Annotated in this window: 23 protein-coding genes; 18 read left to right on the top strand and 5 right to left on the bottom strand. The window is 44.1% G+C overall.

What is annotated here, in order from left to right:
* Window positions 1-31: 31 nt before the first annotated feature.
* From KUA50_RS01005 to KUA50_RS00985, 5 genes are all read right to left on the bottom strand, one after another.
* Window positions 32-4,774, bottom strand: a complete 4,743-nt coding sequence (locus KUA50_RS01005) for a translocation/assembly module TamB domain-containing protein (protein WP_218457898.1) — start codon at window positions 4,772-4,774, stop codon at window positions 32-34.
* Window positions 4,775-4,805: 31 nt separating this feature from the next.
* Window positions 4,806-5,477, bottom strand: coding sequence for an RluA family pseudouridine synthase (locus KUA50_RS01000; RefSeq protein ID WP_218457899.1), 672 nt, complete (start codon window positions 5,475-5,477; stop codon window positions 4,806-4,808).
* Window positions 5,478-5,499: 22 nt separating this feature from the next.
* Window positions 5,500-6,258, bottom strand: coding sequence for a 3-oxoacyl-[acyl-carrier-protein] reductase (gene fabG / locus KUA50_RS00995; protein ID WP_118116896.1), 759 nt, complete (start codon window positions 6,256-6,258; stop codon window positions 5,500-5,502).
* A gap of 77 nt (window positions 6,259-6,335) precedes the next feature.
* A complete protein-coding gene (locus KUA50_RS00990) occupies window positions 6,336-6,932 on the bottom strand; it encodes a TetR/AcrR family transcriptional regulator (protein WP_022109936.1) in 597 nt (198 codons plus the stop codon).
* A 323-nt stretch (window positions 6,933-7,255) separates the two neighbouring features.
* Window positions 7,256-7,561 (bottom strand): hypothetical protein, encoded by a 306-nt coding sequence (locus KUA50_RS00985; RefSeq protein ID WP_233524633.1) that lies wholly within the window; start codon window positions 7,559-7,561, stop codon window positions 7,256-7,258.
* Window positions 7,562-7,754: 193 nt separating this feature from the next.
* Between KUA50_RS00985 and KUA50_RS00980 the strand changes: the two genes are divergently transcribed.
* The 18 genes from KUA50_RS00980 (at window position 7,755) to KUA50_RS00895 (ending at window position 22,879) form a co-directional block, all read left to right on the top strand.
* On the top strand, window positions 7,755-7,976 hold the full coding sequence (locus KUA50_RS00980) for a hypothetical protein (protein ID WP_118116898.1): 222 nt from the start codon (window positions 7,755-7,757) through the stop codon (window positions 7,974-7,976).
* Window positions 7,961-8,167 (top strand): hypothetical protein, encoded by a 207-nt coding sequence (locus tag KUA50_RS00975; protein WP_218457900.1) that lies wholly within the window; start codon window positions 7,961-7,963, stop codon window positions 8,165-8,167. The genes KUA50_RS00980 and KUA50_RS00975 overlap by 16 nt, the downstream gene beginning before the upstream one ends.
* On the top strand, window positions 8,151-8,465 hold the full coding sequence (locus tag KUA50_RS00970; RefSeq protein ID WP_218457901.1) for a hypothetical protein: 315 nt from the start codon (window positions 8,151-8,153) through the stop codon (window positions 8,463-8,465). The genes KUA50_RS00975 and KUA50_RS00970 overlap by 17 nt, the downstream gene beginning before the upstream one ends.
* A 378-nt stretch (window positions 8,466-8,843) precedes the next feature.
* Window positions 8,844-11,780: a hypothetical protein gene (locus tag KUA50_RS00965; RefSeq protein ID WP_218457903.1), complete on the top strand. Its 2,937-nt coding sequence runs from the start codon at window positions 8,844-8,846 to the stop codon at window positions 11,778-11,780.
* Between the two features lie 672 nt (window positions 11,781-12,452).
* A complete protein-coding gene (locus KUA50_RS00960; RefSeq protein WP_218457904.1) occupies window positions 12,453-13,037 on the top strand; it encodes a hypothetical protein in 585 nt (194 codons plus the stop codon).
* Between the two features lie 97 nt (window positions 13,038-13,134).
* Window positions 13,135-13,548 (top strand): hypothetical protein, encoded by a 414-nt coding sequence (locus tag KUA50_RS00955; RefSeq protein WP_118116902.1) that lies wholly within the window; start codon window positions 13,135-13,137, stop codon window positions 13,546-13,548.
* Between the two features lie 61 nt (window positions 13,549-13,609).
* A complete protein-coding gene (locus KUA50_RS00950; RefSeq protein WP_218457905.1) occupies window positions 13,610-14,635 on the top strand; it encodes a Clp protease ClpP in 1,026 nt (341 codons plus the stop codon).
* A gap of 1 nt (window position 14,636) precedes the next feature.
* Window positions 14,637-15,737, top strand: coding sequence for a hypothetical protein (locus KUA50_RS00945; RefSeq protein WP_218457906.1), 1,101 nt, complete (start codon window positions 14,637-14,639; stop codon window positions 15,735-15,737).
* A 33-nt stretch (window positions 15,738-15,770) separates the two neighbouring features.
* Entirely contained in the window at window positions 15,771-16,391 is a 621-nt protein-coding gene (locus KUA50_RS00940) for a hypothetical protein (RefSeq protein ID WP_218457907.1), read from the top strand.
* Between the two features lie 100 nt (window positions 16,392-16,491).
* Window positions 16,492-17,163 (top strand): hypothetical protein, encoded by a 672-nt coding sequence (locus KUA50_RS00935; protein ID WP_218457908.1) that lies wholly within the window; start codon window positions 16,492-16,494, stop codon window positions 17,161-17,163.
* Entirely contained in the window at window positions 17,147-17,722 is a 576-nt protein-coding gene (locus tag KUA50_RS00930) for a C4-dicarboxylate ABC transporter (RefSeq protein WP_218457909.1), read from the top strand. Before KUA50_RS00935 ends, KUA50_RS00930 begins: the two co-directional genes overlap by 17 nt.
* The gene (locus tag KUA50_RS00925; protein WP_218457910.1) at window positions 17,700-17,912 is read left to right on the top strand and encodes a hypothetical protein; all 213 of its coding nucleotides are present in this window, start codon (window positions 17,700-17,702) and stop codon (window positions 17,910-17,912) included. The genes KUA50_RS00930 and KUA50_RS00925 overlap by 23 nt, the downstream gene beginning before the upstream one ends.
* Window positions 17,909-18,535, top strand: a complete 627-nt coding sequence (locus tag KUA50_RS00920; protein WP_218457911.1) for a hypothetical protein — start codon at window positions 17,909-17,911, stop codon at window positions 18,533-18,535. The genes KUA50_RS00925 and KUA50_RS00920 overlap by 4 nt, the downstream gene beginning before the upstream one ends.
* Entirely contained in the window at window positions 18,532-20,133 is a 1,602-nt protein-coding gene (locus KUA50_RS00915; RefSeq protein ID WP_218457912.1) for a hypothetical protein, read from the top strand. The genes KUA50_RS00920 and KUA50_RS00915 overlap by 4 nt, the downstream gene beginning before the upstream one ends.
* An 842-nt stretch (window positions 20,134-20,975) precedes the next feature.
* Complete coding sequence (locus KUA50_RS00910) at window positions 20,976-21,500, top strand: ComF family protein (protein WP_218457913.1); 525 nt, start codon at window positions 20,976-20,978, stop codon at window positions 21,498-21,500.
* An 11-nt stretch (window positions 21,501-21,511) separates the two neighbouring features.
* Window positions 21,512-22,201 carry a RadC family protein gene (gene radC / locus KUA50_RS00905; protein WP_233524634.1) on the top strand — a complete coding sequence of 230 codons (690 nt, stop codon included), beginning with the start codon at window positions 21,512-21,514 and terminating at the stop codon, window positions 22,199-22,201.
* Window positions 22,202-22,426: 225 nt separating this feature from the next.
* Window positions 22,427-22,573: an ArsR family transcriptional regulator gene (locus KUA50_RS00900; RefSeq protein WP_218457914.1), complete on the top strand. Its 147-nt coding sequence runs from the start codon at window positions 22,427-22,429 to the stop codon at window positions 22,571-22,573.
* A gap of 48 nt (window positions 22,574-22,621) precedes the next feature.
* Window positions 22,622-22,879 carry a DUF5053 domain-containing protein gene (locus KUA50_RS00895; protein ID WP_218457915.1) on the top strand — a complete coding sequence of 86 codons (258 nt, stop codon included), beginning with the start codon at window positions 22,622-22,624 and terminating at the stop codon, window positions 22,877-22,879.
* Window positions 22,880-22,888 lie beyond the last annotated feature (9 nt).

The raw sequence follows: 22,888 nt of genomic DNA, 5'->3' as shown, positions 1-22,888 counted from the left end.
TCATTAATCAAAGATAACCAAGAAGTATTTATTACAGCTTCTCTCCTAACGGATCAAAGAATCGAGGCTTTACAGAAGTACTATCCTCCATTTTTTTTCTCACAATAGTATCTTGTCTGACATTTTCAACTGGAACATCTTGTTTTTCCGTCTTGAAACGGAAAATATCCTTGAAGTGTTGTAACTTTCTGCGCCACATAAAACCAACGCCATATTCACCGACCAGGCCTTCCAACCAATCGTAAGTATTGTTGTTATAAAAAGCACGGATATACTGCGAAGCACCTTCATTAAGTCTATATTGCAGCTCTACATTATTGAAGAACGAATCGTTATTTCCAGCATTCTCCATTTCTGCTCCAGAAGAAACTTTTCCACCTATGGTGAAACTCAAACGATTATTGAAGAAACGTTTGGCAAACTTGAAATTATAGTCTGTATGCAAAGCTCCGGAAGCGTTCGTAGAATTATCCACGCTCATACCAAGATCCAGTCCCAAAGATCGCATGGCAGAACCTGCAATATTATTAATCTCCGAATTAAGAAAACTGCTCAAGGCACTGTTCATAGAGAAATCGCTGGTATTTCCACCAGAAAGATACATACCAGATGCAAGCATCGTAACTGCAATTTTACCTCGTTCCTCAATACTCATTGTATTCAATTCATCCTGCATTGTCATATCATTAGGAGCAGAAATGATAAACTGAATACCTGGCTTACTCAATGTCTGGGTCAACTTCACACCACACACAAAATCCACAGAGCGACCTGTTCCCTGTCCCTCATTAACAGTAGATTTCATATTTTCTGTCGCAGTAATATTAAGAATAGGATTGAAAGGATCACCCGTAAACTCAAGGTAACTGCCATCTTGTATGGTAAAGGTCTTCAATGGAATAATTGGCAATGAGTACTTCATCGCTCCATTATTTAATGTATATTTACCAGTCAACTGAATATTATCGACAGGGTTATATTTCATTTGCAAGTCACCGCCACCCATCAAATCTATATAGTTCGTCTTTTCTTCATTCAGAGCACACAGAATATGAGCAGATTCATCAATAGACATACTGAGCATCATATCAAATCCTTCAATGGCTGGACGCACAATAGTCTCTTCCTTACCACTCTTAAAATCAGTGAACTTCACCAACTCATCCAACTGAGAATCGGTTGACAGTTCTGATTCACGTAAGACATAAGTCATATCTGTATTTCCCAACACATCCAATTTTCCACGCATCTGAAGGCTGGTCAAAGGACCTTTCATCATTGCAAAGAAATTGACATAAGCTTTACCAAATGCCTCAGAGCGCAAATTCTCCTTAGCATCTATCAAAAGGAAGTTCTGAGCTCTCATACGTAAGTCGAGCATCATTCTGTCCACATTAGAGAAATCCAGATTTCCTTGCAGATTTAGCGGACTCTCATTGTTTGCATACATCATGAAGTTTTCGAAGAGTAACTTGCTATCTACGATACGCACAGGATCATCGTCAAAACGCATAGAAATTCCATACGGTTCACTTATCAGATATGCAGAATCCAGATAAACCTCACCTTCCACATGCGGTTTATTCAGAGCACCCTTTACAGCAAGTTCACCTTCCCCATATCCTTTCAAACCAAGCAACTGGTCTGGAACAAATCCATTGATAAAGTGAAGCGGAATCTTATCAAGCCCTACAGTAGCATCAAGATATCCGGCTCCTTCAGACTGATAGGTACCCTTAACTGTTGCCACATCCTCACCCTCATAAGTCAGAATGCCATCTACATAATGAGAACCATCGCTCTTAGGCATATAGACAAATTCAGACCCAACATCGCCCATCGGACATTTCTCATAGACAAGGTTATCAATCTTCAGATTAGAAGAAACAGAAAGTTCTTCCTTTGTCTGAATAACGTGGAAGTCACCATCCATGATGCCAGAAATATCAGGCATATAAGGAATGACGCTCAGAACCTTATCCAGGTTGAATTTACTCAAACTGACCGTTATATCCTGCAATGCGTCCTCATTTTCATCATTAGAATAGACTCGCACGCCCATACCACCAGAAGCTGTCAACAACAGATTAGCCGATACTCGCTGATCATCAGAGAGCATCAAGTAATTATCAGCATTAGCCTTAAACTTCTTATAGCCAAGAATTGGATGCGTATCCGTAAGTGAAACTTTGATTCCATTATCCTGCATCAAAGCCGCTAATCCTACATCAAGACCTAACTTATTATTGGCATCATAGAGTTTTGCCTTAATATTCGAACCTTTTTCCTGCAATTCACCATCCACCAAGGCACGGAAAACATATTGTGGATTTTTCTTATTATTTTCTATTCTTGCAGAATAGCGGATAGTGTCACCCTTAGTATGCACAAGAGCACGTATCGTATCCAACTGAACACCTTGGACCACCATAGAATCAACATGAAAAAATCCATTCAATCCCATAACAGGAGAGGCATTCAGATCCATCTCAACTGTTTTAAACTGATATCCACAATATTCGATAAAACGGGAAATAAAATTATTTTTTCCTGAAGAAAGATAAATATGCCCCAAAGGAAAATTCTGGCGAAGACGAATCTGGTCTATCTTGCGATTCTTCATCTGACTGAATATTTCTCGTTGCAATCCATCTATATGTCCAAGCAGTTTTTTATACCCTCCATGAGCATCCATATTAAGATGAAAATCACCACAATCTACAATAGCATGAGTTGTATCCTTACGCGTGAACACATCCAAGAGAACATCTACTGGTCGATAAACTTTATCTGCTGTACGCAAAGTAATATCACCCACAGAAGCTTGAAGATTATAAAAATCTTTCAAATCAGTATTGACATCCATGTAGCCACACAAAGCTGCCTTCATCGGTTTTTCTACCAATTGCAACAGATAAAGGTCTGCCTGTCGGACATCAGCTTTTATTGTAGCCTGCACCTTCTTCGTATTAGTCAGTGCATCCAAACTTACCAACCCTGTAAGAAATTGATTTTTACTATCCACATCAGCATGCACCTTTCCGTGAGCAACATGAGCAATCGCCAGTACATTATTTATCTTATATTTCCCATAATGAACTGAAGATACTTGAGCCTTAGCAGCCAAACGGGTGGAAGGTGACAAGAAATCAGTACCCACTCCTTTGGCTTTTATATTACCACTAAAAGCATACAAATCCTGTTTTGGAAGGAAATGCTTCGCCTGAACATTCTTGGCCTGAATTTTGGCATCGTAAGCCAGACGTCCCAAATCTATTCCACCAGTAGAGTTAGTTTTTGCGATAACAGAAGCATCTATATTCAAACTACCTCTACCCTCAGTTAAAGCCAACTTGGTAGCATATCGTTGACCATCAACATTTATATTTCCCTTAATTCCAATACCATTAGGAACACATATTTCTTTCATCAAAGAAGGCTCCAACATGGCTGTAATGAAACCTAAGTTGTAGGTACGAGCATTTAAGTTGACATTTGCCTTCAACTTATTCATATCCGTCAAACAGCCCATTGTTCCATGGGCGGAAATTTCAAAGGCAGAAGGTAAGACAGCCTTCAACCCATCAAAGGCCAATTGCTGCAAGTTTCCTTTTACCGATCCTTTCAACTTAAGAGGGTAATAAGGCCACAGTTTTTTCATTTTTTCAGGCATTGCATCGCCTGCAAAAAGCATCAAATCAGATTTACCCAGACTTCCATCAATCAATGCAGCGAGATGCCCAGGATTACTCTCAGCGAAAGCATCCATATCCATATCCACAGTTGCCTTCAACTGTGATACAGGAGTCTTGAGATAAAAATCCGGCAATGCTAATTTGGTAGAATCCATCACGAATCTACCATTCATTTGCGATATAGACAAGCCGCTCTTTTCCTTAAATTGCGCCTCACGAATTTTGACATCTATTTTGGAATCACAATAATAGAACGAATCCGCCTTCAAATTCATCCCAGATAAAGCCAGATGATTGAAGTCTATACCAGAAACGGGCTTTTCGAAATTATTGTCATAAGAGACCCATCCGTTTTCCCAATCCAACTTCTTAACCTGATATAATCCTTTGAAAAGATCAAGATACGTTTCTTGAGCTAACGCATTTCCAAAATAAGCACTTACCTGAAGAGTATCCCCAGGCATATGCAACGTAAGATTAGTGTTTTTTAATTTCAGCTTTTGTAGATTGATTTTCCAAAAGTTTTCACTTGGGGCAGTATCTGCAGGTACAGTATCACTTAGCTCAACAGCCAATTTAGCATCAGCGAGCAATGCATTCTCTACTAAAACATGCTCATTGGCTAAATCAATACCATGTGCCTGGACACTAAGTTTTCCGACATTTCCTTTGATACGCGCCTCGTGAATAAAATTGGCAGTATTCACTTTCATTCCATCGAAATCCAACTGATCAACCATCACTTGACTATGGAAAATAGGCATCAGTTGAACATCAACTATCATTTTTCTAATGCCAGCAATAGTATCTTTTTTTCCACGCAATGAAAGATTAGTGCTATTTTTAAGAGAGTCTATAGGTTGCAGAACCTGCACACCTTCCACGCCAAGCCGTAAAGGGAATACCAGCTTTACGTGATCCACAGTAACATCCATGCCCGTAGATTCAGAAGCATACGCTGCCACATGCCTTACTGCCCAATTCTGAACGGGTGGCAAATAAAGCATAACAGCAAGTATCATGATGAGGAGTATCGGAGAAAAGAGAATGAAAACACTCCATTTGATATACTTCTTCATAGGCATAAAGGTTTAGATGACTAAAACACTTCTAAATTGGTGCTATCGCTCGCCATAGATTATCATCCGGCAACGGAGCTTCAATTGAAATCAACTCCTTAGAAACAGGATGTAGGAATTCAACATGATGAGATAAAAGACAGATACTACCATCAGGATTGCTACGTGGGGAACCATATTTCAAATCTCCCTTGATAGGACACCCCATTTTAGCAAGTTGACATCTTATCTGATGATGACGACCTGTCATAAGGTTCACTTCCAATAATGTATAATGGTCTGTACGGCCAATTACTTTGTATTTTAGAATTGCTTTCTTGGAATTTTTCACCTCATGATCATAAGCATAACTTTTATTCTGCTTCTCATTTCTCACTATCCAATGCGTCAAAGTCGCCTCTGGCTCCTTCGGCGTATTCTTAGTTATTGCCCAATAAGTCTTATGCACATCTCCATCACGGAACATATTGTTCAAACGCGAAAGAGCTTTAGACGTTTTGGCAAAAACTACAAGCCCAGCAACAGGGCGATCAAGGCGATGTACCACCCCCAGGAAGACATTTCCCGGTTTGTGGTACTTGTCCTTAATATATTTTTTTACAGTCTCCGAGAGAGGCACATCACCGGTTTTATCACCTTGAACGATTTCACCACTTCTCTTGGAGACTATTATAATATGGTTGTCTTCGTAAACTACCTGCATTATTTTTTTAATAAAGGATAGATTACATATTCATACCACCATCGATCTGGATAACCTGACCACTTACGTAGCTTGACATATCAGAAGCGAGGAAAAGGCAAACGTTAGCGATATCCTCAGTCTGACCACCGCGACGCAAAGGAATCTTCTTCATCCAATCCTTACGGATATCCTCTGGCAACTGTGCAGTCATAGCAGTCTCAATGAAACCAGGAGCAACGGCATTAGCACGTACGCCCTTAGGACCCAACTCCTGAGCAATAGACTTAGCAAGCGCAATCATACCAGCTTTAGAAGCAGCATAGTTACACTGACCAGCATTACCATGTACACCTACAACAGAAGCCATATTAATGATAGAACCACCACGCTGGCGAAGCATAATAGGAGAACAAGCATGAATGAAATTGAAAGCAGACTTCAAGTTAACATTCAAAACTGCATCCCACTGAGCCTCACTCATACGAAGCATCAAACCATCCTTTGTAATACCTGCGTTATTTACGAGGACATCAATAGAGCCAAAGTCTTCATGAATCTGCTTAACGGTCTTCTGTGTCTCCTCAAAATCAGCAGCATTACCTGCATAAGCACGGCAAGTTACTCCAAGAGCTTCAATTTCTTTACGGGTAGCCTCCAAACCAGCTGCCATTTCGTCATTGAGTACAAGATCTGTAAAGGCGATATTAGCACCCTCAGAAGCAAATTTCATAGCGACAGCTTTACCAATGCCGCGTGCAGCACCTGTTACAAGGGCTGTCTTACCTGTTAATAATCCCATTTTGTAAATATTTTAATTGAATTAGTACTTCTTTATCTATTCAGATAATATCAGATAATAAAAAATTCTCGAAATAATTAAAGTTTCAGACCGGATTTTCCTAAAGCACCATATACAACTTTGGCAACCAAAGGCCTACTAGACTCAACATTCAATCCATGTCCCAATCTGCCATAAATAAATGGAACTTCCAATCCTTTAATACAATAATGCGTAATATCCGCCACTAAGTCAACATTATCTATGTCGAATTCTCCTTCTTCCTTGCCTTCGGCATAAACACGTCTGAGAAGTTCTATTTCATCTTCATCAAAGTTTTTTCTTGCCTTTTCCACCATCCATATATTACGGAAGAATTCAGCTCTCAAGTTTCCATTACGCACTACAGTTTCCTTAATCATACTTAAATGCGTATAAATCAACTCAATAATCTTATCCTGTGGTCGGATTTTACTTGTAGCAACCTCATCCAGTTTATCAGAAAGGCGCTCCAATTCAGACTCTATCACAGCATAATACACATCTTCCTTTCTACTGAAATATGTATAAAGAGTGCGACGTCCTTTACCAGAAGCCACAGCAATATCATTCATGGTAGTATTAGCAATACCATTCTTAGCGAATAGTTGTCTAGCGACATCTACCAATTTCTGTCTTGTTTTGGATATTGACATGATCAGATACCTCCATATTGATTTTAGTTGCACAATAATTTATCAATGTGCAAAAGTAGTAGTTTTATTCGACATAAACAAAAAATAAGTGTTAAATCTTTGCACATGGGTAAAATTATCAGGCAATAAAGAAAAACTATAGTAATATAAAACAAAAAAATGGTAAGAAGAAAACTTCTTACCATCATTTAGTTGCGGCGGCAGGACTAAACCTTCTAACCGCCCAAACTACTAAGATAAGTTGTTAATACCAAGACCAAATTAATATTAATTGTACCTGTTCCTTATTATAGAAGAGTTATTTTACTAACTTTCGTTCGTATTTAGTCTCTATTTTCCTTACTTTCTAACAATTTTATATAATTTTCTAACGTACAGATGCGCTTGTCCTTCTCCAAGATTAACTCTTTTAGATACTGGGATTCAAGCGAAGCGTTACCAATAGCGACCGTGGACATTACATTATTTGAGCCCACAACTGCTCCCGTCCCACTCGAAGCCCAAGATGGTGCGGTAAAGAGATCATCCATAGAGCACTTCAATACATCACGCAGACGCTCAAGAGTATCACTACGGAGATTCTTTGCTTTCTCCAGATGGTAGAGGTCGGTGGATTTACTACCGAACATTTGCTTTTCAAACTCTTTTTTAGTTAATCCAGCATTTGCTATTAACTGTCTGAGTATCTGACCATTAAACATAATTATACTATTTAATTAATAATATTTAACTAACTATCATTAGTAATTTTACTTATTATCGTTAGTCTTTTCTAATTTTTATTCGTAACTTTGCAACAAAGTTAATAATAATATTTCAATTATGGAAGAAAAAAAGCAAAAAAATGATGAGAAAAATTCATTGCTCGACTGGTACAATGAAATTCCACGCAAAAAGAGAAGCAAGTTTATACTTGCCCTCCAACTGAAGTTCGGTATGTCTGCATCTGGCATCTATGACAAAATTAAAAAAGATAACTGGTTGCCATACCAAAAAGATATTGTCGATGAAATTATCAACGAAGGAGCATGGGAAAAATTGTAATAAGATGCAATCATAAGCAACTTGAAGCCATCAACAAAGACTTCGAGGATGCAAATGTCAATGCGGAGGTTTGCTATGGAATTTTCCACAAAGGCGCGACTAATGTCGAAATTTCATATGATGATGCAGAGGTTGGCATCGTCGAGGGTATTGTCAAATATAGAATGAAGAACAATGAAAAAGAAGATTAAAATGAAATCTATCGAGGATGCCATCACAGAAAAGTTCCCCGATGTTATCATACACGAAGTCAGAAATAGTGCCAAGTTTGGTATTCGCATACTTGGCACTATTCCTGCCCAAGACGAATATGATAAAGATCATATCGTAGAATGGACTGGGGACGGAAGAGCCTCAGAGTGCTACATCGATAGCAGAGACTACAGGGAAATTGCTTGGAACGAGGAGGAGCAAAGACCAGAATATATCAAAGCCAAGCTGCTCATCCACAACGATAGATTTAACGTACAGGTAGATGCCTCCAAGTAAATGTCTAAGTTGCCCAATAGGGGTGAACTGCATCAATGGAAGATACTGTCCCCTATTTCGCAGATATGTAGAGCATAAATCTGAACCACTTGGATGCACCCCAAAAAGAATTAGCGATTATGAAAGCAATAATAACGTTAGAAACAGGCTATAAGGTTATCTGTGATATCCTTACCCCCCCACGCCGTAAAGAGCGTGAGACGCAGGCTGAGTACGAAAGACGTTTTGTCTCGGAACTCAACCTGTCCCAACCAAATGCTGTCAACAAAGTCATAAAGTGTCATATCCTAAGGCATTAAGGCTATCGAAAGTAAGTATTTTGTTTTGAGCTTGCTTTGCAATAACTTTGCAAGCGAATTTTAATAAGGGAAAAGAAATATGATCAAAGCAGAACAAATTTATCAAGCGACAAATGACGGCCTGGACATTATCTTCGCACTATATCCAGATGCTAAAAATTGCTTCGCTAAATACTGTATCAATGGCAATGTCAAAAAACACTTTGCTATAAGAAACGAAAAGACCCCTTCCTGCAGCATCAAAAAATACGATGCCTGCTGGAAGGTGACGGACTTTGGAGGCGAAGGTGTAGCAGAATCACCTATCGACCTCTATATGAAAGAGAAAAACATCAGTCGCTTTCCTGACGCTATCCTACGATTGGCTGCAGAGTTCAACGTCAGCGACGAGTTGAAGAAGGATGTCAACAAGCCAACCTTCGCTGAGCGAGATGCCACCATAGAGGAGAAAGACGGCACTCGCATATTTGAGCTCAAGGAGAAGTTTACCGACAACGAGCTGAGTGTACTTGGTCCAAACGTCAAACAGGAGCACGTCGATGCGCTCAACTGGCACTCTGCCAAATGGATTGGCTACGTAAAAGACCGCAAGGTTAAAATCAAGTACAGTAATGAGCACTATCCGATATTCATGCGTGAGTGCCTTGTATCTCCGGCTTCAGGCGATAAACCGGAAGTCAAGTTCTTTAAGATATACGAGCCTCTTAACTATCAAAAGCAATGGCGATTCTCTTATACACCTGAAGGCATAAAACCAAAATCATACATCAATGGGCTTGCCGAGCTGAAAGCAGCTTACCACGAATTTAACAGACGTGAGGAGGCCGAATACAACAAGACCAACACCGATGAGTCCAAGCCTTACAAGGAAAAGAAGTTACCTGAAGCTTTCATCTGCAGTGGAGAGCGTGACAGTCTCTGTTGCCGATCCTTGGGCTACCACCCTCTATGGTTCAACTCCGAGACTTACAAGTTGAGTGAAGAAGAATACAAAGAAAGCATGAAATATGTCGAGGTACTCTACAATATACCAGACATTGACGAGACGGGCATTGCTAAGGGTACAGAGTTAGCTCTGCGCTTCATCGATGTTCATACAATATGGCTGCCTTCATGGCTTCGTACTTACCATGACAACCGTGGTAAGGGGCGCAAAGACCTACGAGACTGGATGGAGTTGCGCAATACACGCAAAGACTTCCGCAATCTTATGACACTTGCCATGCCAGCTCGCTTCTGGGTGAGCAAGCTCAACAAAAAGGCCAACACCTGGGACCATTACATTGACACTGCGTGCCTCTATAATTTTCTTCGCCTCAATGGTTTTTACACCTTACATGACGACAACTCCACAATTACTAAGTATGTCCGCATCACAGGCAACATCGTCAAGCTCATAACAACAAGAGACATCCGAGAGTTCTGCCGTCAATGGGTCATCGATAGAGCTGAAAAGCGAGATATCCTCAACCTGGTTCTGAATACACCGAAGCTCTCCAGCGCTGCGCTCGACTCACTGCAAGAGATTACGTTAGACTTCACCAGCTACACCAACCACTCACAACTATTCTTCTTTCCTCGAGTCAGCGTAGAGGTCAGCAAGGATGGCTTGACGGAGTATCAGCGTGAAGGCAGTTCGTTGAAAAACTACGTGTGGCAAGAGAATGTCATCGATCACAACTTCAAAAAGTTAGACGACATGTTCGCTATATCTCGCACCATAGATGAGGATGGAAGACCGAAGTTTGACATTGAGATCAAAAGCGTGAAATCCCATTTCTTCGGATACCTCATCAACGCCTCACGCACCTATTGGCGCAAGGAGCTGGAGTATGCTTTCGAGGACAAAAGTATTGATGAAAAGGAGGCTTACCATAAGGCTCACCTCTTCGATATAGCAGGCGTTGGTCTCGCCGACACTGAGATCCAGGAGCAAAAACAGAATCTGATAAACAAGATTTTCACATTCGGCTATATGCTCCATCACTACAAGGCACCATCAAGAGCATGGGCGCCAATGGCCATGGATAATAAAATCGGCGAGAATAACGAGTGCAACGGTCGTTCCGGCAAGAGTTTCTTCTTCAAGACCCTCTCCTTGCTGATGAAGACTGTTAAACTTTCCGGGCGCAACCCGAAGCTGATGGACAACCCTCATGTCTTCGACCAGGTTACCCAGCACACTCAAATGCTGTTGCTTGATGACTGCGACCGATATCTCAACACAGGTCTCTTTTACGACAACATTACTTCAGATATGACAGTAAACCCTAAGAATAACCAAAGCTTCACGATTCCTTTTGAGGATAGTCCGAAGATTGCTTTCACCACTAATTATGTGCCTGCAGACTTCGACCCATCCTCAGAAGCAAGATTGCTCTATATGGTGTTCTCAGACTATTACCACCAGCGCACAGAAGAAAACGACTACCAGGAGACACGCAGCATCCGTGATGACTTCGACGAGGATCTGTTCTCAAAGACATACACCGAGGATGAATGGAATGCGGACATCAATTTTTTCCTGCAGTGCTGCCGTTTTTACCTCTCCTTGGCCAATGAACCCATCAAGATCATGCCACCGATGGATAACATCATCAAGCGTAAATTCAAGGCTGACATGGGCGTAAACTTCGAGGATTGGGCTGCTACTTACTTCTCAGAGGAGAGCGAGCGACTCGATAAATTCATCGTGAGAGAGCGTGCCTTCAACGACTTCAAGCAATTCTCAGGCATCAACAAGGCGACAACTCAGAGCTTCACCAAGAAGCTGAAGGCATTCGTTGAGTTGTGTCCTTACATCAAAGAGTTGAACCCAGAAGACCTCTGCAACAGCCAGCATCGCATTATTAGACGCGATCCTGCCAACCCAGATGGCAGCCCTGTTGAAATGATCTATCTCAGAAGCAAAAAGAGTGATGTTAAAAAAGAGGAGACTCAAGCAAGCCAAGGTGATATACAACCCACCATTCCATTCAACATGACAGACGCTGGTGGATGTACTGACCCTTTCTGACCATCTATAAATAAAAGAATAGATAGCCCCAAGTTATAGTGCAAAGGTACAAAAAATATCTGAATTATGCAAATATTTTGAGCTAAATTTTCAAGCAATTTTTGCTGATTTCTATAATTCTTTTCCCATGTTACGAGGGAGCGGTGAGCATTGGCCCATCGCTCCCTTTTTCTTTGGCCAAGACACCCATCCAGCCGTTCTGACCGTCTCTCCTACGCTCTTTTCACGCCCATGCCGTCGTTTTCCCCACACCCCTTTCTTTTATTTTATACAAATCCTTTGTAACTCTGTAACAGGATGTTGGCAAAAGAGATAAACAACTGATAAATAGGGAGTTAAGCCGCATTTTCAGCGTTTACAAAGTTGCGTTACAACTACTTTACAAAAATTTTTAAGTTTGTAACAAGCCCATTCTAATACTGGTCATTAACTCCAAGATTTGTCTATGTAACAAAATCGAAAGTGTTACATTTTCTGTATCACAAAATCGTATCATAAAAAACACACTGATTATCAGCGACTTACAAAGCCAAGTTTGCATGATACAAAAATACAAACTTTTCGGACGAAATTATATCACACCAACTTTACTGATAAAAGTTAGTTTTTACTGATTATCTTTAGCATTCTCAAAAATTCTTTGTATCTTTGCCGCAAAAACCGCATATATATATGAATCCAGTAGTTTATATCAAGATTCCTACACACATCAGGCAATGGGCATATCATGCCTATGGCAACCCTGTTGTTTTTCCTGCCGGTGGCAATGAAGTGGCGGTGATCCGCAAGTTCACCACTAAACCTCCATCGACAAAACTCTCACTTGTTGAACAGGAGAGTCAAACAGAGCAGGAGGCTGCAGACTCCACAAAGCTTCATCAGAGTGCTTCTCATATATTTAAGGATAAGGAGTTCGAGGAGAGCCGTTGGCTCACTCATCCTGATGAATATCTCGCTATCATGCTCCCTGACTCCAAGGCTAAACCTGTGCGAGAGTACTGTTATCTCGGTCCTCGAGCAAGACGTGCCATCAAGGAGGTCATCATCGACCTCTTCAAGATGGATCTCTGGGCATCGCTTAAGGATATTGCTGACCGATCATGCCGCATATCTTCCATCATTTCTGCATGGTGCGAGCAGCATGGTATTGGTATCGATTATGAGGATACTGTGCGTCAATGCTTCTACAGAATGCGTGATCAACACGCAAAAAAAGGCGTTATTTTAAATTCTACAACAAGATTTAGTAAATGTTAGCATAAAATTTTCCGTCGCTGCGAACAACTCCGAACAAAACCGAAATATCCAAACAAACCCGAACAAGTCCGAACAACTTAGAAATATTTCAAAGCTTATGGCATACATCAAAAACATCATCAAAATAGAGGCGGCTGAGGCAGAGAAACTCAAGAGTGTGATCTTCCCAGCACGTCATCTTTGCATTCTTCCACAGGATGTCGAGTTTAGACAGATTCAGTGCAAAAATCCGTCAAGTTGTGAAATCTCCGACAAAGTAGAGTCTAAGGTTCGTATTTTCACGTCGAAACTCACCTTCAAGTCGTGTGAGCAAATTAATTCTGACGACATACCACTCGCATACAGGGTGACAACCGCCGATGGGTGCCGATACCTCATCGGGCGCGACCATCGCCCGTTTCCTGTCCTCACTCGCTCCGAGCTTATGCCGAGCTCGCACACCGACAGTTCACTCATCGCCTATACCGTTACATGGTCTGATGTGATAAAACCGCTCCAAATCATCGAATAAAAGTTTTTTTATTCTTCCCTCATATTATATAACTTTGCAGTGTTCTTATTCGCAAAGCTATATGAAATATCAAATATCAATCACTGGCTACATTGGGTCGTGGACTAAGAGAATGGTCCACGACATTCTCAATGACAACAAAGGCAAGCATGTAGATGTCTCCATCGACTCGCTTGGTGGAGAAGTTTCCGCCGGTCTCGCCATCTGCCAGATGTTCAAGTCACACGGTGATGTTACCGTTGACTTTCAAGCTGGCTTCTCTGCTTCCGCTGCAACCATCTGTGCGATGGGTGCCAACAAGATCCGCATGAGCAAATACACTTTACTCCTCGTCCACAAATGCTCCACGGAGCAATTTGTCTGGTCTGCACTCAACGAAGAAGAGATTGGATCTCTTATCGAACAGCTTCAGAAACAACAGGAGAACCAGCAGAAGATAGACAACATCATCGCCAACGTTTACTGTGATCGCTCCGGCAAAAAACATGAAGACATCATTAAGGTAATGTCAGAAGCTCTCTGGCACACCGTCGATGAGTGCATCAAGTTCGGATTCGTTGATGAGGCGATGGACGGCAAGCCTGCCGAGATTACCGAGCAGACACAAGACTTTATCAAGTACAACAACCTTCCAGTATTGCCAGAGGTTGTCAATTCATGGTACGAGAAGAAGCCAGGCTTCCTTGACCGTCTGTTTGGAAAAGACAAACAACATAACATTATTTTAAATATGATCAAGAAATGGACTCACATTAACAATGTCCTCAATATTGAGGGTATTGAGGCAGAAGATTCCGCAAAGGACTGCACTATCTCAAAGGAGCAGATGCAGAAGATTGAGGACAAGATGGCTGCCGATGCCAACTCCATCCATGACAAGGACGAGGCACTCACCAAAGCCAAGAATGAAAAGACGGCTTTGGAAGATAAGGTCAAGGACCTCGAAAAGGAGAGAGACGACCTGAAGGATAAAGTGAAGGATCTGGAGGAAGAGCCAGGTGGTAGCACCTCTACAGCTGTGGAGGATACCAAGGCTACGGATTATGATCCTATCGCAGTTGCTAACGCTTTAAAACAGTTTGTTTAATATGGGTAAGATTACAGAAGAAAACAAGTTTGCAGTGCCTGCCGATGTCGATGTTGCACTGCAGAAGACTGCTCAAACCTATCGCAAAGACTTGATTAAGATGCCAACGCATGGTATGGCAAAGTCTTTGAAGTACATGACACTCCGACCAGGCATCAGAGCATCCGAGACTGTTGGTGAGCTCATCGCAGATGCTCAGTTCGGTCCATACAACGAGACACGCAAGACGGATGCAGGTGTAAAAATTGTACCACGTACCCTCGAAGTCTTCTTGGGTAATGTCACAGTTCCATTCTCACCAAACTCAGTCTATTCTACAGTTTGGGGTGCCAACACCTTGAATGGCGAGGCTCTCAAGAATGTGCCAATCGCCCTCCAAGTTCTCCAGCTCATTGCCTTGAGACTTGGAAAGCATCTCGACCAGGCTCTCTTCAAAGCAGTTCGCAATGCAAGTGGCGACAAGTCCGTTGACCTCTTCAATGGTTTCGACACCATCGCCAAAGCAGAGCTGACCAACAACAAGCTCTCGGCTGACCTCGGCAACCTCGTCAAGGTTTCTGACATCCTTGGCGATAATCAGACTATCAACTCAGATAATGCCGTCGATTTTGCCCAAGGCATCTGCGAGGCTGCAGACGATGAGCTGATGAACGAGGAGAAACTCTACCTCTATGTCCCTCAGACATTCGTCAATCTCTACAACAAGGCTTTCGAGAAGCGATTCGGTTCCATTCCATACAACACCAAGTACGACCATAACAACGTAATCGGTTTTGAGAATGTGGAGTTTGCTGCTCTCGGCAACAAGAAGGATGCTCCTTTCTTCCAGTTGACCACAAAGAGCAATATGCTTGTGGGTGTCAACGAGGCTATCAACAGCGACGCAGAAAAAGTGGAGGTTGGCAAGTATGACTCTTGGCAACTCACTTATGCTGCCGCCAAAATTCTTGGTGTTCAGTATGAGAGCATCAACAAGGAGCGCGCCCTGTTCGTCACTGACGATGGCAGCAAGCCTCTTATCCAAAAGTCTGCCACCGCAAAAGGGAGCAATACTGTGAGTGGTAGCAGCGACCCTGTTGATGATGGCGAGGGCAAAGAATAAACTTTCACCTTATTATATATAGGAGACTAAATTATGGTTTGCACAACAAAAGATTTATATAAATCAGTCAAGAAATGTCCAGGAGTACGCATTACTCCTGGCATTCGCCCTAAGTTCTTAGCCATTCTGGCATCCCAGATTCTCAAATGGCCTAAGTTACCAACTACCCTGGAGGAGAAAGCAACCGACATGACTGCCCTCGTAACATACAAGGGCAGCTTCACGCTCGCAGCAGATGCCAAGTGGCATGTGGTTGACCTCGTGGCTCTCAAGTCAAACATCAGCTCCGAGACACAGGGCGAGGCTCCATCTGCTACCTTCCTCAACAAGGCAGAGTACATCATCGGGGGCATGGATGCAGACATCACAGGCTTCGGCGGCATGGCGGTTAACGATGAGTTGATTTACGCCCAGCAGATGCCTAACGGTCGTTTCCGCATCCTCGGTTGCGAGATGTTCCCAACCAAGTCAACATTCGCACAGAGCAGTGGTGCTGGTGCTACCGACGCCGTGACCTCTACCCTCAGCGTGGAGGCGACCGACGTGGTACCTGCTCCGTTCTATGTGGGCAAGTTGGAGACTGACGAGGGCGACATCAGCGGTCTCGATGGCTCCGAGTGGGTTGACCCTGTGGAGGGCGGTGGTGGCAGCTAATGCCTCCGTCAAAGTGTTTCATAGTCATTAGTTACTTTTAGATGCTTAGGTGGCTCTCGCTTCGTGCCTGAGCCACCTTTTATTATTTTCGCATATATATATGGATCATCAATTCACCAAACAAATACAGGCATGGCTCAACGCCAAGCATGAGAGCGATGCCGACATCAAGCGTGGCGCAGACATTCTCTTCCGTCTCAACCGAGACCGCTTCTACCATGCCCGTGCCACTCGCCAGCCACAGGCATACCGCTCCAACATCGAGTATGAGCTGGGCAAGTTCCTGAAGATACGACTCGCTGGCATGACCATCGAGGAAGTCAAGCAGATGAATGCTACCGTGATACCAGAGGCGCAAGCCATCATCAGCGAGGGCGCACCAGTCGCTACGACCGAAGAAACGACCGAGACGACCGATTCCATCGAGGAAGAAACCAACAATGACGATGCTGGGCTTCCATCCTCCGAGAGCGATGGTGTCGCAGTCATCCGCAAGGGCAAGCGCAAAGACCATGACTTCCTGCCCGAAGAGGTGGCTGCTCTCTGGGATATCAACGCCAAGCGATACAAGGAGATAAAATCAACCTTCGAGACGCTGAAGGCGATGGAGGACAAAGAACCATGCGACCGATACGAATATCTCAAGATACTCTCAGACCTCGACAAGAAATACCGTGCCGATATGCTCACCTACGACTCATACGCGGTCACTCGTGCCGACCGTGACCGTGTGGCTAAGGCTCGCCTCGCTGAGAATGGCAAACAAGGTTAAGGTCTCAGACCTCTTGCGTCCCATCAGCGAAGTGCAGACGCAAGCCTACTTCGGACGGCATCTGCACACCCTCGGTCTCATCAAGTGGATTCTCTCACAGACAGGCTCTGCAGAAGTGTGGGTGTCATCCTATTCTACCTCCGAGGAGTTCCTCCGTGGGTTCCGCCTGATGCGGCAGTCTGACAGCATCCGTTCGGCAAAGATGCTGCTCGATGTCAAGGCGAGCAAGAAGACCGTGCAGCTTTGGCGCATGATGCAGGCATGCTTCGACGAGGTCTATCTGGGTGAGAACCACTCTAAGGTGATCCTCTTCAGAGCCGCCGATTGCGTGGCGTCGGTCGTCACCTCACAAAACCAGACCTATGGTAGCCGTGATGAATCGACCATCGTCACTACAGAGCCACAAGTCTTCTATGATCTGCTCCATGGTTACCTGGAGCACTGTACTAACAAAAGTTTGAAAATCAATGGAAATTACACAGGAATTGATGAAAAACGTGCAAGACTTGGCAGAGACTTTGACTCCGATATCGGAGATGTCCGTCCTTTTGGATATTAACGAGGACGATCTGCGTGAGGAGATCCTGAAGCCTTCGTCTAAGCTTCACCGTGCCTACTACCTGGGCATGGCGACTGTGAAGCAGCAGCTTCGCAAGAATGAGCTTGACCTCGCTGCAGCCGGTTCGCCGCAAGCCGTGCAGCGCACACATGAATACCTGAACCAAATGTTAGAGGAGATTAGAGTATGAGAGAACCAGCCAACATCGATGCCATCATCGACCTCATGGACCGTACCCCCGAAGAGATGGATGCGCAAAATGTACCCACCCCTGTGCGTGACCGCATTTTGCGCATCCGTGCCCTCTATGCCTGGTGGCTCGTCAATCCTCGCAAGACAGATCAGGAATTGGTCTTCAAGGATATGCAAGATTATCGTGTGCAGCGCATGATGGCATACAACGATCTGCACCTCATCAAGCTCATACTGGGCAACCTTCAGCGTGTGTCCAAGGACTTTGCCCGTTTCCGCTTCGACCAGATGATACAGCGCACCTACGATAAGGCTGAGTCCATGGGCGATGCCCGTGCCATGGCTGCTGCAGCTGCTGCCTACGGTAAATATCATCTTCTGGATAAGGAAGATCCTGTGGATAATGGCTACGACCAGATTCAGCCTCAGGTGTTCATCCCTACCACAGATCCTCGTCACTTGGGTCTCAAGCGCATTCCTAACGTGATGACCACCATCAAGAAGCTCATCAAGAAATACACCGACAACTCCATGGATCTTGTCAAAATCGAAGCTGAAGACTATGATGAGCAACTCTTGGAATATACACCAACAGAAGAAATCAAGGAGGATGCTCAATGATCGATCAATATCTAAACCCAGCACAGATGGAGGTCAACTTCATCAACGCTCGAGACAACGTGGTAGTGGGCGGTCGAGGCATAGGCAAGAGTGTACTCCACTCCATGTTCAACCTGCGCAACATGCAGCGCATGCCTGGCAGCAATGGTGGCTTTGTCTCCGCCAATGCAAAGCGATGTCTCACCAATACCATACCGTCCATGCTTCAGCACTGGGAGCGATGGGGCTTCCATCGGGGCAAGCATTATCTCATCGGGGTCAAGCCACCTAAGAAATTGGGATGGCCTGACCCGGTCATTCCTCCTTCCAACTGGGAGAACACCATCTCTTTTTATAATGGCAGTATAGGTACCATTATCTCACAAGACCGCAAGGGCACGTCTAACTCCCTCTCGCTTGACTACCTCGACATCGACGAGGCGAAGTTCATCGACTTTGAGCAGCTGAAGGATGAGACCTTCCCTGCCAACCGTGGAAATGTCAACCTATTCGGTCAGCATTACTACCACCATGGCATGCTTATCACCTCCGATATGCCGGTCACCAAGAAAGGTTCCTGGTTCCTCAACTACAAGAAGGATTGCGACCCTCACCTCGTGGAAGCCATCTCCTCGCTCGTGGTCGAAGAGTTTGACATCCGCAACCGCATCAAGACATCGGGACACATCAGTCTATATGCCAAGCGTCGCCTAAAGGAAATAGGCTTGCTGCTGGCACAGTTGCGTTCCAAGACTCTCTTCTACAAGGAGTATTCCTCTGTCTATAATGTAGAGGTGCTCGGCATGGAGTTCATCAAGCAGATGAAGCGAGACTTGCCTGCGCTCACCTTCCAGACCTCCATCATGTGCAAGCGGCCATCCATCTCGCTCGATGGCTTCTACTCCAACCTGCGTGATGTCAACTTATACACGGCTCCTAACCTCGACTTTCTCGATGGCCTGGAGTATGACATCGATAAGCTACAGCATGTGGATGCACGCATGGATGCAGACGTTGATCCTGACCGTCCGCTATGCATAGCGTTCGATGCCAACGCACTCATCAACTGGATGTGCGTGGGACAAGACAACCTGCGTGGAGAGGCTCGTTGTCTGAAGAGTTTCTTTGTGAAGTATGAGAATAAGCTGCCTGCCCTGCTCGATAAGTTCATGGAGTATTACCAGTACCACCGATGCAAGGAGGTTAACTTCTACTACGACTCTACCTTCGTGGGCAACAACTACGCCCTGATGAATGATGACTTCCATACCTTCATTGCCAACTATCTCACAGACCATGGCTGGTATGTCAACGAGGTCTATCTGGGCAACCCGATGGGACACCTGGAGAAGATGCTGCTCATCAACCGTATGTTTGTGGGCAAAGCTGAGCACCGTGCCATGATCAACAGCGAGAACAATGAAGATCTGCTCATATCCATCCGTCTTGCTGGTGTGTATAATGGCAAGAAGGATAAGCGAGGAGAGAAGCTGGCAGAGACCGAGGAGGACAAGCTAGAGGCTCGCACCGATGGCTCCGATGCCTTCGACACACTCATGATTGGCATAGAGAAATTCCCGCAGTCCGATGGCTACATCTCTACTGGCTCCATGCTCTGATATTATTTTTTTCATACGACTATAGGTGGTTGGCATTCTCGCTTGACCGCCGTTTGGGGGAGTTCGCAGCGATGCGGACTCCCCTTTTTTGTGTTTAGCACTCTTACAAACTTCTTAATACTTGTTTACATATTCCGTCTTTTCCAAGGGTCGGGAGGCGCGCTCGGGCGCAGGGCGGTGGGGGGTCGTTTCCGACGCAAAGGGGAACTTTTTCCCCTTTGAAACCCTAAAACCACGATAAAACCGAGGTTTTCCAAGCCGTGGGTGTGGAAAACCTGTCGTAAAACGACACATTTTGCATCCTCCAAACCGAGGTCGAGAGGTGCAAAATGTCGTGATTTCATCGCTCTAAGGTCTGTTTTCCGCTCCAAAGACCGCAAAACACGGTTTTCTTGATACGCAAATTTTCTTTTTACCCATTTCTATACAGATGTTAAAATTTGCGCTATTCAAACGTCACAGAGGCTTAACACCAAGGTAAGGCAAAGCCTTTTCTTTGTCCGCTTTATCCGCTCCGAGAGCAGCCCTTTATAGGTAGCCCATCAGACTTTATCCCTTTTTCCTCAGCAAATTTACGGCGGACGGTACCTACCAAGTACTGGTTCCCGATTTCTGCGAAAACTTTCTGGCAGCCTTCCACAATCACAGATTGGGTATTCCTGTAACTTTTAGCCGAAATTCCTTGGTCTTCATACCTCTTCTCCACTCGTCTCATTGCACCGTAAAAAGTGACAAAAAAGCCTGACGGGCAGAATAAAAAAAACTCTCAGACGGGCAGACAAAGACGAGTTCAAGTAAAAAGCTCCTTTAGCCCTCTGGGTAGAATAAAAATTTTAAAGCGTATGAAGACTTTCAACTATTACGAGTACAACTCCAAGCGTTTCGACCGCTCAGCCAAGGCAGAGCAAGTAAGAAACTTCATCTTTGCCTTCAAGGATGGCAAGAAGTGGGCGACAGACTATGCAGCCGACATGGTGGCAAAGTCATTCTCTCAGACCTATGGCGACAAAGCCGGAGACTTCGTGCTTGTTTGCGCTCCAGCCGCCAACTCCAAGAAATACACCAAGCGTTTCTCTCGTTTCGCCTCCAAGGTGAGCCAAGGGGCTAAGGTACAGAACGGCAACGACCATCTTTTCATCTATGGCGAGCGCACAGCCAAGCACAACAGCGCAAACCATGTTTCTGAAAGCTTCGGCTACAGGGTGGCACTCGATAGAGAGTATTTCAAGGGCAAGAAGGTCATCATCTTCGACGATGTGATAACAAGCGGAGCGACCGCCCAAGAGTTTGCAAGCCAACTCGCTGAATGTGGCGCCGAGGTCATGGGTGCCATGTTCCTCGCAAGAACCAAAAGAATGTATAACTAATAAAAAATATAATGATGATACGACAAAATTATAACGACCTTTGCATGGAGGAAAGACCTCAATACAGAGCCTACAACTACGGCATGGACACCCTCAGCAACGTGGAACTTCTATCGCTTGTGATGAACAGAGGGGCAGGAACAAAAGAGAGCCTACAGCAGGCACGACAGATTTATAATATTATGGGCGAGAGCCTACGTAATATCAAGCGTGCGAGAATTGAGGAACTCGAAGTGGTGCAGGGTGTAGGCGACTGCAAGGCGATAGCCATACAAGCCGCCATCGAACTCGGAAGACGCTACCAAATGGAAAAGGTGGCTCGGCAGACCGACCTCGGCAGTAGCTTGGCACTCTATAACTTTCTTCTCCCTCAGATGGAGGACAACGAGAAAGAACGTTTCTTCGTGGTGCTGATGAATCAGAACTTCAGGCTGATAAAGTGCATCAAACTCAGCGAGGGAGGACTGACGGAAACTGCGGTCGATGTACGATTGATAATGAAAGAAGCGGTGCTCAACAATGCCACTATCTTAGCCGTGGCACATAACCACCCGTCCAACAATGCCACGCCAAGCAAGGCTGATGAAGAAGTAACTTTGAAGATACACAAGGCTTGCCAAATCATGCGCCTTTTCTTCATGGACCACATCATCATCACAGAGGATGGCTTCTATAGCTTCCACGACAAAGGCAAGCTATAATATATAATAAGGTACAGGGAAGACATTTCTGTCTTCCCTGTTTTCGCAAATTTTTCGCCTGACGGCGAAAGTAGTCTGGCAAGAGCCTAAAAGTGGTCAAACATTACCCATTTTTATGTTCAAATGTTAAATATTTGCCAAAAATACGTTTTTTCGTAGTAAATATTTGGATAATACGAAAATTAGTAGTATCTTTGCATCGTCTTTTTTAAAAAAATAGTGCGTATGAATTTAAAGTACGAATTAAACGAAAAAGAAGCGGAACTGATAGAGGCTATTAGAAATTACAGGCTATCTTACCCAGATGGTTATCCGCAATTATTATGGTATGCCCAGCAGCTTTTTGATGACTTGGTTGACATGCCAGAGTAACTAACAAAAAGCCCTCCCTTCGGGGAGGGCATTAAAAACAATGGAATTATGGAAATTGTAGCAAAAACAAACCAGGTTAAGGACAGTGCCGTAAAGCAGCGCATTCAGGATATCCAGTTATTGGTATCATGGCGCGAGATAGCACGCACTTATTTTGGAAAATCGTCATCATGGCTCTACCACAAGCTTGATGGTATCGATGGTAATGGTGGTGTAGGTGGTTTCACCGAAGAGGAAAAAGTAATGCTCCGTGGAGCACTATGCGAGGTTTCAAATCGCATTCGTGCTGCAGCGGATAGAATCTAAGAAAAATGA

The sequence above is a fragment of the Segatella hominis genome, assembly GCF_019249725.2.
Classification (GTDB): domain Bacteria; phylum Bacteroidota; class Bacteroidia; order Bacteroidales; family Bacteroidaceae; genus Prevotella.
Note: the sequence above shows the minus strand (reverse complement) of the source record. Positions and strands in the feature narration are given on the sequence as shown.

Excerpts from the sequence above, each read along its gene's own strand:
- KUA50_RS00910 (WP_218457913.1), top strand. The coding sequence starts at position 20,976 with ATGAAGACTTTCAACTATTACGAGTACAACTCCAAGCGTTTCGACCGC.
- KUA50_RS00930 (WP_218457909.1), top strand. The coding sequence starts at position 17,147 with ATGGCAAACAAGGTTAAGGTCTCAGACCTCTTGCGTCCCATCAGCGAA.
- KUA50_RS00975 (WP_218457900.1), top strand. The coding sequence starts at position 7,961 with ATGGGAAAAATTGTAATAAGATGCAATCATAAGCAACTTGAAGCCATC.
- KUA50_RS00965 (WP_218457903.1), top strand. The coding sequence starts at position 8,844 with ATGATCAAAGCAGAACAAATTTATCAAGCGACAAATGACGGCCTGGAC.
- KUA50_RS00925 (WP_218457910.1), top strand. The coding sequence starts at position 17,700 with ATGTCCGTCCTTTTGGATATTAACGAGGACGATCTGCGTGAGGAGATC.
- KUA50_RS00900 (WP_218457914.1), top strand. The coding sequence starts at position 22,427 with ATGAATTTAAAGTACGAATTAAACGAAAAAGAAGCGGAACTGATAGAG.
- KUA50_RS00980 (WP_118116898.1), top strand. The coding sequence starts at position 7,755 with ATGGAAGAAAAAAAGCAAAAAAATGATGAGAAAAATTCATTGCTCGAC.
- KUA50_RS00990 (WP_022109936.1), bottom strand. The coding sequence starts at position 6,932 with ATGTCAATATCCAAAACAAGACAGAAATTGGTAGATGTCGCTAGACAA.
- KUA50_RS01000 (WP_218457899.1), bottom strand. The coding sequence starts at position 5,477 with ATGCAGGTAGTTTACGAAGACAACCATATTATAATAGTCTCCAAGAGA.
- KUA50_RS00895 (WP_218457915.1), top strand. The coding sequence starts at position 22,622 with ATGGAAATTGTAGCAAAAACAAACCAGGTTAAGGACAGTGCCGTAAAG.
- KUA50_RS00985 (WP_233524633.1), bottom strand. The coding sequence starts at position 7,561 with ATGTTCGGTAGTAAATCCACCGACCTCTACCATCTGGAGAAAGCAAAG.
- radC (WP_233524634.1), top strand. The coding sequence starts at position 21,512 with ATGATGATACGACAAAATTATAACGACCTTTGCATGGAGGAAAGACCT.
- KUA50_RS00935 (WP_218457908.1), top strand. The coding sequence starts at position 16,492 with ATGGATCATCAATTCACCAAACAAATACAGGCATGGCTCAACGCCAAG.
- KUA50_RS00945 (WP_218457906.1), top strand. The coding sequence starts at position 14,637 with ATGGGTAAGATTACAGAAGAAAACAAGTTTGCAGTGCCTGCCGATGTC.
- KUA50_RS00955 (WP_118116902.1), top strand. The coding sequence starts at position 13,135 with ATGGCATACATCAAAAACATCATCAAAATAGAGGCGGCTGAGGCAGAG.
- KUA50_RS00940 (WP_218457907.1), top strand. The coding sequence starts at position 15,771 with ATGGTTTGCACAACAAAAGATTTATATAAATCAGTCAAGAAATGTCCA.
- KUA50_RS00950 (WP_218457905.1), top strand. The coding sequence starts at position 13,610 with ATGAAATATCAAATATCAATCACTGGCTACATTGGGTCGTGGACTAAG.
- fabG (WP_118116896.1), bottom strand. The coding sequence starts at position 6,258 with ATGGGATTATTAACAGGTAAGACAGCCCTTGTAACAGGTGCTGCACGC.
- KUA50_RS00915 (WP_218457912.1), top strand. The coding sequence starts at position 18,532 with ATGATCGATCAATATCTAAACCCAGCACAGATGGAGGTCAACTTCATC.
- KUA50_RS01005 (WP_218457898.1), bottom strand. The coding sequence starts at position 4,774 with ATGAAGAAGTATATCAAATGGAGTGTTTTCATTCTCTTTTCTCCGATA.
- KUA50_RS00920 (WP_218457911.1), top strand. The coding sequence starts at position 17,909 with ATGAGAGAACCAGCCAACATCGATGCCATCATCGACCTCATGGACCGT.
- KUA50_RS00970 (WP_218457901.1), top strand. The coding sequence starts at position 8,151 with ATGAAAAAGAAGATTAAAATGAAATCTATCGAGGATGCCATCACAGAA.
- KUA50_RS00960 (WP_218457904.1), top strand. The coding sequence starts at position 12,453 with ATGAATCCAGTAGTTTATATCAAGATTCCTACACACATCAGGCAATGG.